The 15,602-nt window shown below is 62.9% G+C and carries 16 protein-coding genes and 1 other RNA gene; 12 read left to right on the top strand and 5 right to left on the bottom strand.

Annotated features, from left to right (window positions below):
* The first annotated feature begins 166 nt into the window (after nt 1-166).
* The 9 genes from M8523_RS20900 (at nt 167) to M8523_RS20860 (ending at nt 9,969) form a co-directional block, all read left to right on the top strand.
* The gene (locus M8523_RS20900) at nt 167-1,048 is read left to right on the top strand and encodes a cytochrome b/b6 domain-containing protein (RefSeq protein ID WP_282586843.1); all 882 of its coding nucleotides are present in this window, start codon (nt 167-169) and stop codon (nt 1,046-1,048) included.
* The gene (locus M8523_RS20895; RefSeq protein WP_282586842.1) at nt 1,041-1,970 is read left to right on the top strand and encodes a molybdopterin-dependent oxidoreductase; all 930 of its coding nucleotides are present in this window, start codon (nt 1,041-1,043) and stop codon (nt 1,968-1,970) included. The genes M8523_RS20900 and M8523_RS20895 overlap by 8 nt, the downstream gene beginning before the upstream one ends.
* A 200-nt stretch (nt 1,971-2,170) precedes the next feature.
* Nucleotides 2,171-3,286, top strand: coding sequence for an FtsH protease activity modulator HflK (hflK, locus tag M8523_RS20890; protein WP_282586841.1), 1,116 nt, complete (start codon nt 2,171-2,173; stop codon nt 3,284-3,286).
* Complete coding sequence (gene hflC / locus M8523_RS20885) at nt 3,283-4,176, top strand: protease modulator HflC (RefSeq protein WP_282586840.1); 894 nt, start codon at nt 3,283-3,285, stop codon at nt 4,174-4,176. The genes hflK and hflC overlap by 4 nt, the downstream gene beginning before the upstream one ends.
* Nucleotides 4,177-4,281: 105 nt before the next feature.
* Nucleotides 4,282-5,832, top strand: a complete 1,551-nt coding sequence (locus tag M8523_RS20880) for a DegQ family serine endoprotease (protein ID WP_282586839.1) — start codon at nt 4,282-4,284, stop codon at nt 5,830-5,832.
* A gap of 45 nt (nt 5,833-5,877) precedes the next feature.
* Nucleotides 5,878-6,963: a sensor domain-containing diguanylate cyclase gene (locus tag M8523_RS20875; protein WP_282586838.1), complete on the top strand. Its 1,086-nt coding sequence runs from the start codon at nt 5,878-5,880 to the stop codon at nt 6,961-6,963.
* A gap of 213 nt (nt 6,964-7,176) precedes the next feature.
* Nucleotides 7,177-7,425 carry a DUF6894 family protein gene (locus M8523_RS20870; RefSeq protein WP_282586837.1) on the top strand — a complete coding sequence of 83 codons (249 nt, stop codon included), beginning with the start codon at nt 7,177-7,179 and terminating at the stop codon, nt 7,423-7,425.
* A 195-nt stretch (nt 7,426-7,620) separates the two neighbouring features.
* Nucleotides 7,621-8,322 carry a DUF1013 domain-containing protein gene (locus M8523_RS20865; RefSeq protein ID WP_282586836.1) on the top strand — a complete coding sequence of 234 codons (702 nt, stop codon included), beginning with the start codon at nt 7,621-7,623 and terminating at the stop codon, nt 8,320-8,322.
* Between the two features lie 135 nt (nt 8,323-8,457).
* Nucleotides 8,458-9,969 carry a diguanylate cyclase domain-containing protein gene (locus M8523_RS20860; RefSeq protein ID WP_282586835.1) on the top strand — a complete coding sequence of 504 codons (1,512 nt, stop codon included), beginning with the start codon at nt 8,458-8,460 and terminating at the stop codon, nt 9,967-9,969.
* A 44-nt stretch (nt 9,970-10,013) separates the two neighbouring features.
* On the opposite strand, the gene copM is transcribed toward M8523_RS20860, so the two are convergent.
* Nucleotides 10,014-10,352 carry a CopM family metallochaperone gene (copM, locus tag M8523_RS20855; RefSeq protein ID WP_282586834.1) on the bottom strand — a complete coding sequence of 113 codons (339 nt, stop codon included), beginning with the start codon at nt 10,350-10,352 and terminating at the stop codon, nt 10,014-10,016.
* A gap of 170 nt (nt 10,353-10,522) precedes the next feature.
* On the opposite strand from copM, the gene cueR reads away from it, so the two are divergent.
* Nucleotides 10,523-10,930, top strand: coding sequence for a Cu(I)-responsive transcriptional regulator (gene cueR / locus M8523_RS20850; RefSeq protein ID WP_282586833.1), 408 nt, complete (start codon nt 10,523-10,525; stop codon nt 10,928-10,930).
* A 172-nt stretch (nt 10,931-11,102) separates the two neighbouring features.
* The gene (gene efeO / locus M8523_RS20845) at nt 11,103-11,927 is read left to right on the top strand and encodes an iron uptake system protein EfeO (RefSeq protein WP_282586832.1); all 825 of its coding nucleotides are present in this window, start codon (nt 11,103-11,105) and stop codon (nt 11,925-11,927) included.
* A 72-nt stretch (nt 11,928-11,999) separates the two neighbouring features.
* On the opposite strand, the gene recR is transcribed toward efeO, so the two are convergent.
* The 4 genes from recR to ffs form a co-directional block, all read right to left on the bottom strand.
* Nucleotides 12,000-12,605, bottom strand: a complete 606-nt coding sequence (recR, locus tag M8523_RS20840) for a recombination mediator RecR (RefSeq protein ID WP_282586831.1) — start codon at nt 12,603-12,605, stop codon at nt 12,000-12,002.
* A 1-nt stretch (nt 12,606) separates the two neighbouring features.
* The gene (locus M8523_RS20835; protein WP_282586830.1) at nt 12,607-12,930 is read right to left on the bottom strand and encodes a YbaB/EbfC family nucleoid-associated protein; all 324 of its coding nucleotides are present in this window, start codon (nt 12,928-12,930) and stop codon (nt 12,607-12,609) included.
* A 127-nt stretch (nt 12,931-13,057) separates the two neighbouring features.
* On the bottom strand, nt 13,058-14,845 hold the full coding sequence (locus M8523_RS20830) for a DNA polymerase III subunit gamma/tau (protein ID WP_282586829.1): 1,788 nt from the start codon (nt 14,843-14,845) through the stop codon (nt 13,058-13,060).
* A 71-nt stretch (nt 14,846-14,916) separates the two neighbouring features.
* An RNA gene (gene ffs, locus M8523_RS20825) (signal recognition particle sRNA small type) lies at nt 14,917-15,013 on the bottom strand.
* 166 nt (nt 15,014-15,179) lie between these two features.
* Between ffs and M8523_RS20820 the strand changes: the two genes are divergently transcribed.
* Nucleotides 15,180-15,590 (top strand): HIT domain-containing protein, encoded by a 411-nt coding sequence (locus M8523_RS20820; protein ID WP_282586828.1) that lies wholly within the window; start codon nt 15,180-15,182, stop codon nt 15,588-15,590.
* The last annotated feature ends 12 nt before the right edge of the window (nt 15,591-15,602 follow it).

The following is a 15,602-nucleotide window of genomic DNA, read 5'->3' as shown; positions in this document are numbered from 1 at the left end:
ACGTTCTGACGCTTCGTTCAGTTTCCGCAGCCATCCGGCACTTGGCCGATCGTCGAGGATCTTGGAGAGTGTGCAACCCTGCGGCGCGTCCGATATTCGTGCGACAATGCGGGTCAGGACGAACCCCAGCCGGGTTCGGATCGTATCTTTGCAAAGGAAGCCGCCAATGACGAGTGCCGCCGTGCAAGGATTACGAACGACCGATGCGCCCGAGACGGCCGATGTCGACCGGCGGCGCTGGGTGTTCCGCCACCCGGCGCTCATCCGCGTGTGTCACTGGATCAATGTGGCCTGCCTCACGATCCTCCTGATGAGCGGCTTGCAGATCTTCAATGCTCATCCGGCTCTTTATTGGGGATCGATCTCCACCTTCGAGCATCCCTGGGCCTCGATCGGCGCAGATCAGGACGCGCAACCCCCGAAAGGCGTCACCACGGTCGCGGGCCACAGCTTCACCACGACGGGCGTTTTGGGATTGTCCCGCGACGCAGGCGGCGACATGACGGAACGCGGGTTTCCAAGGTGGATCACTTTGCCGGCCGACCAGGATCTCGCCACCGGACGACGCTGGCATTTCTTTTTCGCCTGGCTCTTCGTGATCAACGGCGCGATCTATCTGGCCTACGGATTTGCGTCGGGCCAGTTCCGCGCCCGCTACGTGCCGACCGGCGCCCAATGGCGGCACATCGGCGCTTCGATCAAGGAGCATCTGCTGTTGCGCTTCGCCGAAGGCGAAGAGGCCAGGCACTACAACGTGATCCAGAAGCTCACCTACTTTGTGGTCGTGCTCGGCCTGCTCCCGATCCAGATCCTGGCCGGCCTGGCCATGTCACCCGGGATGAACAGTGTCACCCCATGGCTGCTGACCCTGTTCGGAGGACGGCAATCGGCTCGCACGATCCACTTCATCGTGGCGGACCTCCTCGTTCTCTTCGTGGTCGTGCATGTCGCCCTCGTGATTCTGTCCGGCTTCTGGAACAACATGCGCGGGATGGTCTCGGGCTGGTATATCATCGACCGCAAGCAGAAGACGGTGCCGCATGTCTAGCCGCAAGATCATGTTCGACCGGCGCAGGATCGTCACGGGCGGCGCCGCGCTGCTCGGCGCCTCGTTGCTGTCCGGCTGCGACGACGTTTCCGAGAAACCCTGGGCGCGCCGCATTCTCGACAAGGACGAAGACGCCAACCTCTACGTGCAGCGCCTCCTGCTGTCCGACCAGAAGCTCGCGCCGGAATATCCCGAGGCCGAGATCTCACCGCAGTTCAAGGCGAACGGCAACGACGACCCCAAGGACAAAGCCTATCGCGGCATGGTCAAAACGGGCTTCGCGACGTTCAAATTGGCGATCGATGGGTTGGTCGAGCGCCCGCAATCCTGGAGTCTACCCGACTTGCGGGCCATGCCGGCCCGCACCCAGATCACCCGGCACGATTGCGTGGAAGGATGGAGCTGCATCGGCAAATGGACGGGTGTGCCGCTCGGTGACCTGCTCAAGGCCGCGGGCCTGAAGCCGGCCGCGCGCTTCATCGTCTTCCATTGCGCCGACACGATGGATGAGGGCGGTCTCGACGCCCTCAGTGCGGATGACGCGGACACCAGCGGGGACGATGCGACCCCTGCAGGCGATCAGGCCCCGGCGTCAACCGGCCAGACGAAAGCGCCTGACGCCAAGATCGCAAAGTCCGCCGGCGGCACAGGCGACGCGTCAGACGTGGGCAGCCACTATTACGAGAGCATCGACCTCGTCGACGCCTTCCACCCCCAGACGATCCTGGCCTACGACATGAACGGGATGGCGCTGCCGGTCGCTCATGGCGCGCCGCTCCGCCTGCGCCTTGAGCGGCAACTGGGCTACAAGATGGCCAAATATGTCATGCGGATCGCCGTCGTGGATCACCTCGATGGCATCGGCAAAGGCGGTGGGGGCTATTGGGAGGACCAGGGCTACGAATGGTATGCGGGCATCTGAACCGGTGACGCCGGCGGCCAACATTGCCAGCTTTTAACCCCTCCGCTTCAGCATAAGCAGAGCTGCAGGTTTGCCTCGGCCCGAGCCTCCCCCTATATGTCGCCTGCACGACGGATGGAGCAAACCAAGCCTCTACCGGACCGAGGCACCGGCGAATATGCATCATCCGCCGGTCGAGGACGCGTTGCGAAAGATCAAGAATGTCGTGGTCCAACCAGAATAACGGCGGGCCCTGGAAGCAGGCTCCAGGTCCCTGGGGGCAAAAACCCACTCCCAATGGATCACCAGACTTCGAGGACATGCTGCGGCGTGGTCAGGACAAGGTCAAAAGGCTCCTGCCGGGCGGTGGCCTGTCGAGTCCGGCGGGCCTAGGTCTCATCGTACTGGCCGCGATCGCGGTCTGGCTGGCGACCGGGCTCTACACGGTGCAGCCCAACGAGGTCGGGATCAACATGATCTTCGGCCGCTATACGGGGAAGACCAACCCGGGACTGCGCTACAATCTCCCCTACCCGATCGGGGCCGTCACTGTTCTCCCGGTCACCAACCGCAACTCGATCGACATCGGCGCCGTGACGCGTGACGACAGCCGCCGCAACGGCGGTGGGCTCCAGGTCTCCCTCGACGTTCCAGAAGAGAGCCTGATGCTGACCGGCGACGAGAACATCGCCGATGTGAAGTTCCGCGTGGTCTGGCAGATCGACCCGTCGCGTCCCGAGGACTTCGCCTTCAATCTGCGCAATCCTCAGGAAACCGTGAAGGCCGTGGCCGAGAGCGCCATGCGCGAGGTGATCGGCAAGAAGAACCTGACCGATATCCTCACCACCGACCGTAAGATCATCGAGCCGGCCGTCCAGGACCTGATTCAAGGGGTGCTGAACGGCTACAAGGCCGGCATCATGGTCATCCAGGTGCAATTGCTCTCGGTGGATCCCCCAGACGAAGTGATCGCCGCCTACCGGGACGTGACGGCCGCACAACAGGATCTGCAGCGGCAGCGCAACGAAGCCGATGCCTATGCCAACCGGGTCGTTCCGGAGGCGCGTGGTGCCGCGGCGCGCATCGTGCAGGAAGCAGAAGGTTACAAGGAACAAGCCGTGCAGGAGGCACAGGGTCAGGCGTCGCGCTTCGACCAAGTCTACGCGCAATACAAGAATGCGCCGAAGGTGACACGGGAACGGATGTATATCGAGACCATGGAGCAGGTGCTGGGCGGTTCCAACAAGGTGATCACCGACAACAAGGGCGCGGGCGTCGTGCCCTATCTCCCGCTCGGTGCCCTCGATGCCAAACCGGCCACCGGAGCCAAGCCATGAAGCCCGCCTTGGTCGCGGCCCTCGCCGCCCTCGTGGTCATCGTGATCGTGGTTGGTGGCACGTTCTTCACGGTCGCCCAGACCGAACAGGCGCTGGTGCTCTATTTTGGAGAGCCCGTGCGGGTGATCAACAAGCCGGGCCTCAAAATGAAGGTCCCGTTCGTCGAGAACGTCGTTCTGCTGGACAACCGGATCCTCGACCTCGAGACCCCGCAGCAGGAAGTGGTGGCGGCCGACAACCAACGGATCCTCGTGGACGCCTTCGTTCGCTACCGGATCACCAACCCGCTGACATTCTACCAGAGCGTCGGGACCGTGGTGCGGGCCAATAATCAACTGGCGTCGGTGATGAACTCGGCCCTGCGACGTGTGCTCGGCGAGTCGACCTTGCCGCAGATCATCAAGGAAGACAGGGCGCAGTTGATGGTGAAGATCCGCGATCTCGTCAATTCCGAGTCGAGCCGGCTTGGGCTCTCGATCGACGATGTCCGCATCCGGCGCGCTGACCTGCCCCGCGAGATTTCGGAAAAAGTCTTTTCCCGTATGATCTCCGAGCGGGCCCGTGAAGCCGCTCAATATCGCGCACAGGGCGCCGAACAGGCTCAAACGACCACGGCAGATGCCGACCGCCAAGTCGTTGTGCTGAAAGCCGATGCGCAGAGGCGCGCGGACGAATTGCGCGGAACGGGTGATGCTGAGCGGAACCGGGTCTTCGCGGCCGCCTTCGGCAAGGATCCCGACTTTTTCGCCTTCTACCGCTCCATGCAGGCCTATGGCGCTTCGCTCAAGGGAGCCGACACACGGTTTGTGATCTCGCCGAGCTCCAGCTTTTTCCGCTACTTCCAGGATCCCGATCAGGCCATCGCGCCTCCGGCAACTCCCGGAGGCTGACGGCTTCGTTCAAGTTGCCGCAGAGCCGACGTGATGCGAAGCTCGTCGAACATTCTATAGTGGAGGGCCACCCGCATCCGCGGGGCGCCGGGACGGGATTGCTTCATGACACCGGAGTCTGTCTCTCATCCTCCGCAGGCGCGCCACCGCAAGCAGATCTTTCGCATGAGGGTTCGGGCCGTGGCAGCCCTGGTAGGCTTGGGCGTGTCCCTGGCCTCTCCATTGGCAGCCGTGACCCCGGCGGCGGCGAAGGGCACTGAGTCGCTCGCCGACTTGGCCGACAGCGTCGTCGATGCCGTGGTCAATATCTCCGCCGCTCAGGTTGTGGGCGACAATGGCGCCAAACCTTCGCTGAAGACCATGCCTCAACTGCCGCCTGGCACGCCGTTTCAGGATTTCTTTGAGGAATTCTTCAAACGCCAGCTGCAAGGGAAAAAAGAACCGGGCGCTCCTGACGCGCCGCCGAAGAGCCGGCGCTCCGCATCCCTCGGCTCCGGCTTCATCATCGATCCGAGCGGTATCGTCATCACGAACAACCATGTGATCGAAGGCGCGAACGAGATCACCGTGATCCTGACGGATGGCCGCAAGCTCAAGGCGGAACTGCTCGGGACTGACGCCAAGGTCGACGTCGCGGTGCTGAAAGTGTCCTCCGACAAGCCGCTGAAGTCGGTCAAATTCGGCGACAGCGAGAAGATGCGGGTTGGCGATGCCGTGATGGCGGTCGGCAATCCCTTCGGGTTGGGGGGCACGGTGACGGCCGGCATCGTGTCGGCACGGAACCGCAACATCGACAGCGGACCCTACGACGACTACATCCAGACGGACGCGGCGATCAACAAGGGCAATTCCGGCGGCCCTCTGTTCAACATGGCCGGTGAGGTGATCGGCATCAATACAGCGATCCTGTCGCCATCGGGCGGTTCGATCGGAATCGGTTTCGCGACCCCTTCCGAGACTGTCATTCCCATCATCGATCAATTGCGCGAGTTTCACGAAGCGCGACGGGGCTGGCTCGGGGTGCGCATCCAGCCGGTCGACGAAACGATCGCGGATAGCCTGTCGCTCGGGACCCCGCACGGGGCGCTGATCGCCGGCGTCGACGATAACGGGCCGGCAAAACCGGCCGGCCTTCTGGCGGGCGACGTTATCGTCACGTTCGACGGCAAGGAGGTGAAGACATCGCGGGACCTCCCCCGTCTCGTCGCGGCCACGGCAGTCGGCAAGGAGGTGTCGGTTTCGGTCATCCGCGATGGCAAGCCGCAGAACGTCACCGTCAAACTGGGGCGGCTTGAAGACGGCGAAAAACAAGCGTCGGCAGAGACGAAGACACCCGCTGACGCGGTGCCTCCGGCCCCCTCGTCGGCCTTCGGCATGCAACTCTCGCTTCTGACCGACGACGTCCGAAAGAAATTTGCCATCAAGGACAGCGTGCAGGGGGTCGCGGTCGCCAGCGTCGATGCCGGCTCTCCGGCTGGCGGCAAAGCCATCAACGCCGGCGACGTGGTGGTGGAAGTCAACCAGCAAAAGGTCACAACACCGAAGGATATCGCCGACCGGGTGCAAAGCTTGAAGGAGGCCGGACGTCATTCCGTTCTTCTCCTGGTTGCGAACCCGCAAGGCGAGGTCCGCTTCGTAGCGATCGGCCTGGATTGATCAAAACGGGATTTTTGCTGTCATTGTGGGGGTTTGCCGCACATATTGGGCGGCTTCCGTTCAAGGCTTGTTTACTGCGGGTCGGTATGGTGTGACCGGAAAGATCTGCGTTCACGGCGGTATTCAGGCATGGCTCGACGTACCGCTTCCAGAAGGGTGGGTTTAGATCAGAACCAAGAGCGGAATCTTGCCGACCTTCTGATCGACCATCTGATTGTTCCGACCTTTGTCATCGACGGTGATTGCCGCGTCGTGATGTGGAACCGGGCCTGCGAACGCCTGACACAACTAAAGGCCACCGAGGTCCTCAACACCAGAAGTCACTGGAAGGCCTTCTACCTGGAGGAGCGCCCGTGCCTGGCCGATCTCGTGGCTATGGGGCGCTATTCCGAGATCGAAACATTTTTCAAGGATTGGGACGGATTCGAACTTACGGACTTTGGTGTTTCGCTCGAAACGACCTGCCCCATGCCTCGTCTTGGCCGCCAGATGAGCCTCGCGTTGGATGCTGGGCCGATCTACGACGACTCCGGCTTTCTTCTCGCCGTCGTGCAGACGCTTCGCGACGTCACGGCGCAAAAGGAAGCGCAGCACGCGCTGCAGCATCTCGCAGCGCGAGACGGACTGACCGATCTCCTCAATCGGCGGAGCTTCGACCTCTCCCTGTCCACTGAGCTCCGTCGCTGTGAGCGTGAAGGCTTGCCGCTTTCGCTGCTGATGATCGACATCGATCAGTTCAAATTGTTCAATGACCAGTTCGGTCATGTGGCGGGTGATAACTGCCTGAAAACCGTGGCTTATGCGATCCGCGGCGTTCTGCGAAGCCGTGATGCCGCGGCACGCTACGGCGGCGAAGAGTTTGCCATCGTGCTGCCGGGTACGCCGCGTGAAGGGGCCGAGGCCCTTGCCGAGCGGGTCAGGGTCGCGGTTGAACATCTCGGGATCAACCATCCCGGCTCGTCCGCGAACGTCGTAACCCTCAGCATCGGCTGCAGCACTGGCCACGAGGTCAACCTTCTGCCGCAGGATCTCATTTCATCGGCGGATGCGGCCTTGTATGCGTCGAAGCGAGGCGGGCGGAACCGCACCACCTTCGCTCAGGCCTATTCGTCATCTGTCATCCTTTTCTGAGCCTGAGCCATCCCCAAGTCCGGGCCGACTGACGTCGCGCTGAGGTGCGGCAGCTTGGATCAGCCGCCTGCCCATCGCTGGCGGCCTTGCCGAATGGCCAAGCTCCCTGTCCTGTGATGCCGTTTTCATCGTTGAGCCGGAACCGCTTCCTTACACATTTGTTAGCCGCCCGGGGCCATGTGACTGGCTCCCGTCGATGCGACGGAGAAGCCGGTGACGCGCTATTTTTTTCATGTCTGCAACGGGGAGCACATCGAGGACAAGCTCGGGATGGAACTCGCCGGTCTTCAGGACGCGCGTCTCGAAGCGATCCAACGTATCGGCAGGTTCATTACAGAGCATCCAGACCAGTGTTGCACCACGCATGACTGGCGCATGGAGGTGACCGACCTCAAAGGGTTGCTCATGTTCAGGCTCGACCTTGACCTCACAATGGTCGAAAGCCCGTCCACGGGCCGCTGAAACTGGGCCTCTCCGGGCGATGTTCCGATCTTCGGGTCTCTCACGGTGAATTGCAATCCGCCCTGCTGCCGCCTATATGTCGAGCTATTCCCTTTCGGATGGTTTGATGTTCAGCCTCGTGGAAGCCGAAGCTTCTCGGGTCATTGAAAAATATCGCCTCAAGCCCTCCCGATCGCCAGCCTGCGAGGAGACCCGATGAGCGACGCACCCTTGATGCCGAAAGCCACAGCTGTTTGGCTGATCGACAACACATCGTTGACGTTCGAACAGATCGCCGACTTCTGCAAGCTGCACCCGCTTGAAGTGAAGGGCATCGCGGACGGAGAGGTCGCGACCGGCATCAAAGGGCACGATCCGATCACGTCGGGCCAGATCGGCCGTGAGGAACTGGCTCGCGCCGAACGCGACAAGAACCATATGCTCAAGCTTCAGGTGTCGAAGGTCCGCCTCCCGCCGATGAAGAAGGTGCGTGGACCGCGCTACACCCCCCTTTCGCGCCGTCAGGACCGGCCGAATGCCATCCTGTGGCTTGTGCGCAATCATCCCGAGCTCAAGGATGCGCAGATCATGCGGCTCGTCGGCACCACCAAATCGACCCTGCAGGCGATCCGGGATCGGACGCATTGGAACTCCGCAAGCCTGAGCCCCATGGACCCGGTGACGCTGGGCTTGTGCTCGCAGATCGATCTCGATTTCGAAGTCGGGCGCGCCGCCAAGGATCGGCCGGCGGTCGAAGAGGATCACGGCCAGACCCTCATGCCTGCCGAGTATACGACAGGGCGTCAGAGTCATGAGCCTTCGACGGAAGCGGAAGTGTTCGGGTCTCACGGCAACAAGAACAAGCAGGACCGGGACGACATCGATGTCGCTTCCGTGTTCGGACGTTCGTCGAACTGACATCGGCGAAGAAGGCCGAGCGCGACTATCCGCGCTTCGTCTTTTCGGACACCTCCTTGTCTCTGCCTCCAAGGTCTTAGCAACCACGTGTTCACGGTTTCCCGCTAGAGCCAGGGCGACGCGGGGAGAGGTGCGATGGAGTTGGGAGCGGCACGGCTTGCGCGATTGTTTCGGCGGCGGGCAGCGCCAGCCGTTGCTGCCCTCGTTTTCGTCGCGTTCGCGTCGCTCACAGGCTTCCTGTTCCAGATCTCCCGGCAGCTCGACCGGCGCGCCGCCGAACAGGCGGCGACCTTCGCCCACAACATCATCGAACAGAGCAGCGCGCGTCTCGAAAAGGACGTCAAAAGCTACGCGGCTTGGGGCGAGGCCTATCAGCACCTCCACGTGTCGACGGACTTCGAATGGGCCTATGTCCGCGAGAATATCGGCCCGCTTCTGTTTCGGGACTACGGCTATGACGATGTCCTCGTGGTTGGGCCAACCGGCGCTGTCACCTATGCGCTCCTCAAGGGAGATCTGGCCGTGTTGGCCACCGCTCCCGACGTCGACGGCCTCGACCGGATGGTGGGAGAGGCACGCGCCGCTGCGCCTCAGAACCAGAGCAAGCCAATTTCGGGTTTCCTCAAAATGGATGGCCTGCCATTCCTCGCAAGCGCGGCGGTCATTTCGACGGGCGGCGACCCGACGATCTCAGAGATTGCGGGACCTCCTTCGGTCATGATTTTCGGGATCGCGCTCACGCCGGCGCGTCTGAACGCGATGGAACAGGGTCTCCTGCACAATCTCCGCTTGGCGAATGCGACGGACGCAGACGCGGGTCAGCCCCTCTTCCGCGCGACAACGTTCGATGGTGGTAACACGGTCCGGCTGACCTGGACCCCCGAGCAGCCGGGACGGCATTTGCTCCACACGATAATGCCTCCGTTGTTATTAGTCGGGGCAGCGGTCGGCGTCCTCACATCCGTTGTCCTGGCGCATGCCATGCGGATGGCGCGCATGATCGACGCCAAATCCCAGGAGCTCGCAGAGGCGCACGCACAAGCGAAACACGCTGCGCAGCACGACGCGCTCACAAATCTGCCGAATAGGACACTGCTGCACGATCATCTCGATCGGCTCTGCAACGGCTCCGGACCGGGCAATAGGTTCGCCGTGCTTTACCTCGACCTCGACGAATTCAAGTCCATCAACGATTCCATGGGCCACCGCGCCGGCGATATCGTCCTGATCGAGACGGCGCGGCGGCTCAAGACGGCCGAACGGCCAGGCGATCTCACGGCCAGGGTTGGAGGCGACGAATTCGTCTTGGTGCTCAGCCACGCGTTTGCAGATGACAGCATTGACGAGGCCTGCCGCCATCTCTTGAAGGTCGTTCCCGGCCCGATCGACTTCGACGGCATCGCCATGAAAGTAGGTGTCTCGATCGGCGTCGCCGTCGCACCGGACCATGGACGCGACCCTGATGCTCTTCTCCGCTGCGCCGACATGGCCATGTATGAAGCCAAGAGAGAGAGTGGCAGCACCTATCGGGTCTTCCACGAAACCGTCAGCGGTCAGGCGACGCCGCCGCTTGCCGGACACGATAGGCTCTATAATTCACCAGCGCCCGAACACGTCTCGCTGAACACATCGACCTTTGCGGCCTGACCGATCCGAGTTCGTCGCTTGGCCAACGCGGCGAGCGGCAGAAATCAGTGGGCGGCGAGCCAAGCCTTCATCTGCGTGATTTCCTTCTCTTGCGCCGCGACGACGTTCGTCGCGAGAGCCCGCAGGGTTGGATCCTGGCCGTATTTCAGCTCGACCTGTGCCATCGCGATGGCACCCTGGTGATGCGGAATCATCATCGCGGCGAAGTCCTTGTCGGGGTTTCCGCTGGGCTTGACCATCATCCCCTTCATCATGGCGTCCATAGCGGTTTTGTTCGCTCTGTCGGCCGGGGACGCACGATGGCCCATCACCATCTCGGCGGCCGACACGAAGCTGGTCGCTCCCACGAACACCGAGGCCGCGACCATAGCAGCACGTATCATCTGAAACTCCCGTTTGGATTGATGGTGAGTGTCGACACCCGCAGACGCATCTCCGTCGCAGAAGCCGCCCCCCTGCCCATAGCTGCACCACCTGTCTCGACTCGGCTTCTTGACGCTTCTTGTGGACCTTCCCACTGTTGGAAGGTCAAGGACGAAATTCGGGGTCTTCGATGCATATCGGACAGGTCGCCACGATGTCGGGTGTTTCGGCCAAAACGATCCGCCACTATGAGAGCATCGGGCTTATCGAAGCCGCGGACCGAAGTGCCGGAAACTATCGATCCTATAGGCCGGACGACGTGCACAGGCTGCGCTTCATTCGCCGCGCCCGCAATCTCGGCTTCCCCATCGACCGGATCCGCGATCTCTTGAGGCTCTGGAGCGACCGGGATCGATCAAGCGCCGATGTCAAAGCGATCGCGCTGGCGCACGCTGCCGAACTCGATCACAAGATCGCCGATCTCCGCGCCATGGCCGCAACGTTGCATCGTCTCGCCGACGCGTGCGAAGGCAACGACAGGCCGCATTGCCCGATTATCGAGTCGCTTGCCGGGGATGATGGCGCGCCTGGCCCTTAAGCGAACGACACGACCGCGAAGCAGTGCCAGGCATCTACACTAGAATTATTTCAAATAAAAAGACCAAGTGTTCTAACTTTGGAATTATTATCATCTTCGTAGTTGGCGCTGATTTGGGTTGCGGTTCTTTCTACACTATCTGTATAGATCCCTCGAAATCTCGGGGGACTCTATGCGTAACTTTGTCAGGTTCGTTGCGGCGTTTGGCCTGTTCGGCGCCGGTGTTGCTCACGCGGACACGCCCAAATTGTCGACGGACGAGCTCGACAAGCCGATCGCGGCCTACAAATCGTATGTCGCATCCGAGGTGGAAGCCCTCGTGGCCAAGACCCGCGTCTTCGTCGACGATGTGAAAGCCGGCAAGCTCGCCGAAGCACAGGCCGCCTATGCCCCGGCTCACATGCACTACGAGCGCATCGAACCGATCGCTGAACTCTTCAACGACCTCGACGGCAACATGGACGCACGCGAGGATGATTTCGAGAAGAAGGCGGAGGACCCCAAGTTCATGGGATTCCATCGGATCGAAAAGGGCCTGTTCGGCGACAAGAGCACGGCGGGGCTTGCCCCCGTGGCCGATCAACTGATGGCCGACACGCTCGAACTGCAGAAGCGGCTTGCCGATCTGAAGATTACCCCGAAGGCCTTCGTGGGGGGAACGGCAGAACTGATCGAGGAAGTGGCCTCGAAGAAGATCACCGGCGAAGAAGACAGATACAGCCGGACCGACCTGTGGGACTTCCAAGCCAATATCGATGGCGCCCAGAAAATCGTGGCGCTGTTGAAGCCGATGCTAGTGAAGCAGGATCCAACGCTCCACAAGAAGATCGACACCAATTTCTCGAAAGTCGATGCGATCCTGACGAAATATCGGAGTCAGGCCGGCTTCGAAAGCTACGAGAAGCTGACCGACAAGGATCGTCTCGCCCTCAAAGGCCCGGTGACGGCGCTGGCGGAAGATCTGTCGACCCTGCGCGGGCTGTTCGGGATCGAGTGAAGTCGCGCGCACATCGTTGACTGACTTGGGCCGCGGCCGGAAGGGTGCGGCCTTTCTGTTGCGCGCCACCCGTCAGAAAGCCGTCCTGGCTCTCAAGGCTGCCGCCAATGTACCTTCGTCGAGATAGTCGAGCTCGCCGCCGACCGGCACGCCATGCGCCAGCCTCGTGACCAATAGGTCGAGGTGGGACACGAGGTCGGTCACATAGTGGGCAGTCGTCTGGCCGTCCACCGTCGCATTCACGGCGAGGATCACCTCCTTGACGCTCTCGGCGACGATCCGCTCGGCGAAGCCGGACAGATTCAGGTCGTCGGGACCGATGCCGTCGAGCGGCGACAACGTGCCGCCGAGCACGTGATAGTGGCCTCGCACCACGCCGGCCCGTTCCAAAGCCCAGAGGTCCGCGACCGTCTCCACCACGACCACGACGGACGGATCACGGCGCGGGTCGCGGCAGATCGTGCAGGGATCGGCCGTGTCGATATTGCCGCAGGCCGTGCAGGTGACGATGCGCTCGCGTGCAACCCGCATGGCGTCGGAGAGGGGTGCAAGCAGTTCCTCGCGCTTGCGGATGAGATGGAGCGCGGCCCGGCGGGCTGACCGCGGCCCCAAGCCGGGCAGGCGGGCCAGGAGCTGGATCAGTTTCTCGATTTCCGGACCGGCGACGCGTTCCGCCATCTCAGAACGGCAGCTTCATGCCCGGCGGCAGGGGAAGACCGGCCGTGAGGGCCTTCATCTTCTCCTCCTTCTGGCGTTCGACCTTCTTGCGCGCTTCCTCATGCGCCGTGACGATGAGATCCTCCAGGATCTCCTTCTCGTCGGCCACCATGAGCGACGGATCGATCGTGAGCGACTTCAACTCGCCCTTGCCGGTCACGATGGCTTTCACCAGGCCGCCGCCCGATTGACCTTCGACTTCCAGACGTTCGAGCTCGGCCTGCGCCTCGCCGAGCTTGGCCTGCATGGCCTGCGCCTGCTTCATCAGCCCCATCACGTCACGCATCGCCGTCTCCTCTCCTTGCAGATACTTTGCAGTGCCCTTGAGCCCGCCGCCGTCGCAGGGGCATGTTTCGGTGCATCAATCGCGACCGTCATGGTCTGCGAGCAAGTCGTCGGGCCTCGGGCCCCTCTCACAGATCGTCATCGGTCACGATATCGTCGGTATAGCCGACTTCGTCGTTTTCGAAACGCGGCGGCTCCGCTTCGACTGCGGGAGGCGGCTCGGCCTCGATCGTCCGAACCGTGAGGGAAGAGCCGGGAAACATGTCGAGGACCTGGCGCACCAGGGGATCGTCCGCAACGGCCTGACGTTCGGCCTCGGCCGCCGCGTCGGCGCGCTCCTTGACGGTCGCGGCGCCGCCGACGGCCGTGATGGCCACCATCCAACGCATCCCGGTCCATTCGCCAAGCTTGCGCATCAGGGTCGCGGCCAGCGTCGGCGAGCCCCCGGGGGCGAGTTCGAACTCGATCGAACCCTCCTCGAAGCGCACCAGGCGCACGTCACGCTCCAGCGCCACTTTGAGCGTGATATCGCGATTGGCCGCCGCGAGGGCCACCACATCGGCAAAGGAGCGCGCCCGCGGTTGGGACGAGGTTGTAGGCGCCGGAGGCGCCACGCGGGGCAGCGCAGCCGTCGCCATGCCGGAACGTGCACCGCCGCCGCCATAGGTCGGCGCCGGTCCCTTGATGGCGGGCGGCCCCGCCTCGGCGGGAGCCGAAGCCAACTGCCGGAGCGCCTCGTCGGGCGTCGGCAGGTCGGCCGCGAAGGCGAGGCGCACCAGCACCATTTCGGCCGCGGCCAGCGGGCGCGGCGATTCCTTGATGTCGCCGAGCCCCTTCAGAAGCATCTGCCAGGCGCGGGTCAGCACCGGCAGGCCGAGCGCTCCCGCGAAAACCTGGCCGCGAGCCCGTTCTTCCCCGGTCAGCGCCGGGTCCTTCGCGGCGTCGGGCACGAGTTTCAGCCGCGTGACCAGATGCACGAAATCGGCGAGATCGCTGATGACGCTGAGAGGGTCGGCTCCCTGATCGTAAAGGGCCTTCACGCCGGTCAGCGCCGCCGCGATCTCGCCCTTCATGACCTGCTCGAAAAGGTCGATCACCCGGGCCCGGTCGGCGAGACCCAGCATGGCGCGGATCTCGTCCTCGCCGATCACATCGGCACCAACGCCCGACGCCAAGGCCTGGTCGAGCAGCGACAGGGCGTCGCGCACCGATCCTTCGGCGGCGCGCGCGATGAGCGACAGCGCGTCGGGCGTGACCGCCATCCCCTCTCGGGCACAGATCCCGGCCAGATGAGCGATCAGCACAGGAGCTTCGATGCGACGCAGATCGAATCGCTGGCAGCGCGACCGCACCGTCACCGGCACCTTGTCGACCTCCGTGGTGGCGAACAGGAACTTGACGTGTTCGGGCGGTTCTTCGAGTGTCTTCAACAGGCCGTTGAAGGCCGCCTTGGACAGCATGTGGACTTCGTCGATGATATAGACCTTCGCCCGCGCCATCACGGGGCGGTAGCGCGAACCCTCGATCAGCTCACGAATGTCGTCGATGCCGGTGTGGCTTGCCGCATCCATCTCGATCACGTCGACGTGACGAGATTCGATGATGGCCTGGCAATGCGTGCCGATCTCCTCCATCAGGATGGTCGGCCGATCGATTTCCGCCACGCCGTCACGCGCCGCGCGGTGATAGTTGAGGGCACGCGCCACGATGCGGGCCGTCGTGGTCTTGCCGACGCCGCGCACACCGCTCAGAAGATAGGCCTGGTGGATACGGCCCGAGTCGAAGGCATTCGACAGCGTGCGCACCATGGCTTCCTGACCGATCAGGTCGGCGAAGCTCGAAGGCCGATATTTGCGGGCCAGGACGCGATACGGGGTGGCGGCGGGCGATCCGCTGGTCCCATCAACGAGGCTCATGACATTCTCGCCCGAAGGCACGCCCCGCGCCCGAAGCGCCGAGCCTGATGCCGCCGCCGCACGGCAGCGTGAGTAGGAGGCTGGACAGAGACCCGCCCGATCTCGTTAGGGCTGCTTCCTTCCGGACCTGACCCGGTTGGCGAGTGGAACGTCCACCGCCAACCTCCCGAGCCTCAAATGGACCATGACGCGCGATTTCGCAAGCAGGGGATTGCGGATTTGCGGGCTTCTCGGAGGTTGGCATTGCTCTTCCGACCCGAGGCGTTTTATCGATCGCCAAACGCTTCCGATCCGGGTCTATGAAGACTCCACCTTTGACCACCGACGAGCCACGATGACCTTCGCGCTTCACCCGCGCCTCGCTGCCGACACGCTGCCGGCGGGAGACCTCGGCCTCAGTACCGTCAGGCTGATGAACGATGCGCGGTTCCCCTGGCTCATTCTGGTTCCCCGCCGCCCCGATCTCGTCGAGATCTTCGACCTGACGGCCCCTGAACGCGCCACCATGATCGAGGAACTTGCGACGCTTGCGAAAGCCCTGCGGGAGGTGACCGGCGCCGTGAAGATGAACGTCGGTGCGCTCGGCAACCTCGTGCCGCAATTGCACCTGCATGTCGTGGCCCGTTTCACCCACGACGCCGCCTGGCCGGGACCGGTCTGGGGCGCAGGACGGGCCTCTCCCTATTCCACCGAAGCCGCAGCGGCTTTCCTCGGGACGCTTTCAGGCGTCCTGGCGCCGCTTTGACAATTCTGGATC

It is taken from the genome of Lichenifustis flavocetrariae (assembly GCF_026130545.1).
In the GTDB taxonomy this organism is placed as follows: domain Bacteria; phylum Pseudomonadota; class Alphaproteobacteria; order Rhizobiales; family Beijerinckiaceae; genus Lichenihabitans; species Lichenihabitans flavocetrariae.
The sequence above is the reverse complement of the archived record's forward strand: the minus strand, read 5'-3'. Positions and strand labels throughout refer to the sequence as shown.

Bases quoted from the DNA above. Each gene is read 5' to 3' on its own strand.
- M8523_RS20900 (WP_282586843.1), top strand. From the start codon at position 167: ATGACGAGTGCCGCCGTGCAAGGATTACGAACGACCGATGCGCCCGAG.
- M8523_RS20895 (WP_282586842.1), top strand. From the start codon at position 1,041: ATGTCTAGCCGCAAGATCATGTTCGACCGGCGCAGGATCGTCACGGGC.
- hflK (WP_282586841.1), top strand. From the start codon at position 2,171: ATGTCGTGGTCCAACCAGAATAACGGCGGGCCCTGGAAGCAGGCTCCA.
- hflC (WP_282586840.1), top strand. From the start codon at position 3,283: ATGAAGCCCGCCTTGGTCGCGGCCCTCGCCGCCCTCGTGGTCATCGTG.
- M8523_RS20880 (WP_282586839.1), top strand. From the start codon at position 4,282: ATGACACCGGAGTCTGTCTCTCATCCTCCGCAGGCGCGCCACCGCAAG.
- M8523_RS20865 (WP_282586836.1), top strand. From the start codon at position 7,621: ATGAGCGACGCACCCTTGATGCCGAAAGCCACAGCTGTTTGGCTGATC.
- M8523_RS20860 (WP_282586835.1), top strand. From the start codon at position 8,458: ATGGAGTTGGGAGCGGCACGGCTTGCGCGATTGTTTCGGCGGCGGGCA.
- copM (WP_282586834.1), bottom strand. From the start codon at position 10,352: ATGATACGTGCTGCTATGGTCGCGGCCTCGGTGTTCGTGGGAGCGACC.
- cueR (WP_282586833.1), top strand. From the start codon at position 10,523: ATGCATATCGGACAGGTCGCCACGATGTCGGGTGTTTCGGCCAAAACG.
- efeO (WP_282586832.1), top strand. From the start codon at position 11,103: ATGCGTAACTTTGTCAGGTTCGTTGCGGCGTTTGGCCTGTTCGGCGCC.
- recR (WP_282586831.1), bottom strand. From the start codon at position 12,605: ATGGCGGAACGCGTCGCCGGTCCGGAAATCGAGAAACTGATCCAGCTC.
- M8523_RS20835 (WP_282586830.1), bottom strand. From the start codon at position 12,930: ATGCGTGACGTGATGGGGCTGATGAAGCAGGCGCAGGCCATGCAGGCC.
- M8523_RS20830 (WP_282586829.1), bottom strand. From the start codon at position 14,845: ATGAGCCTCGTTGATGGGACCAGCGGATCGCCCGCCGCCACCCCGTAT.
- M8523_RS20820 (WP_282586828.1), top strand. From the start codon at position 15,180: ATGACCTTCGCGCTTCACCCGCGCCTCGCTGCCGACACGCTGCCGGCG.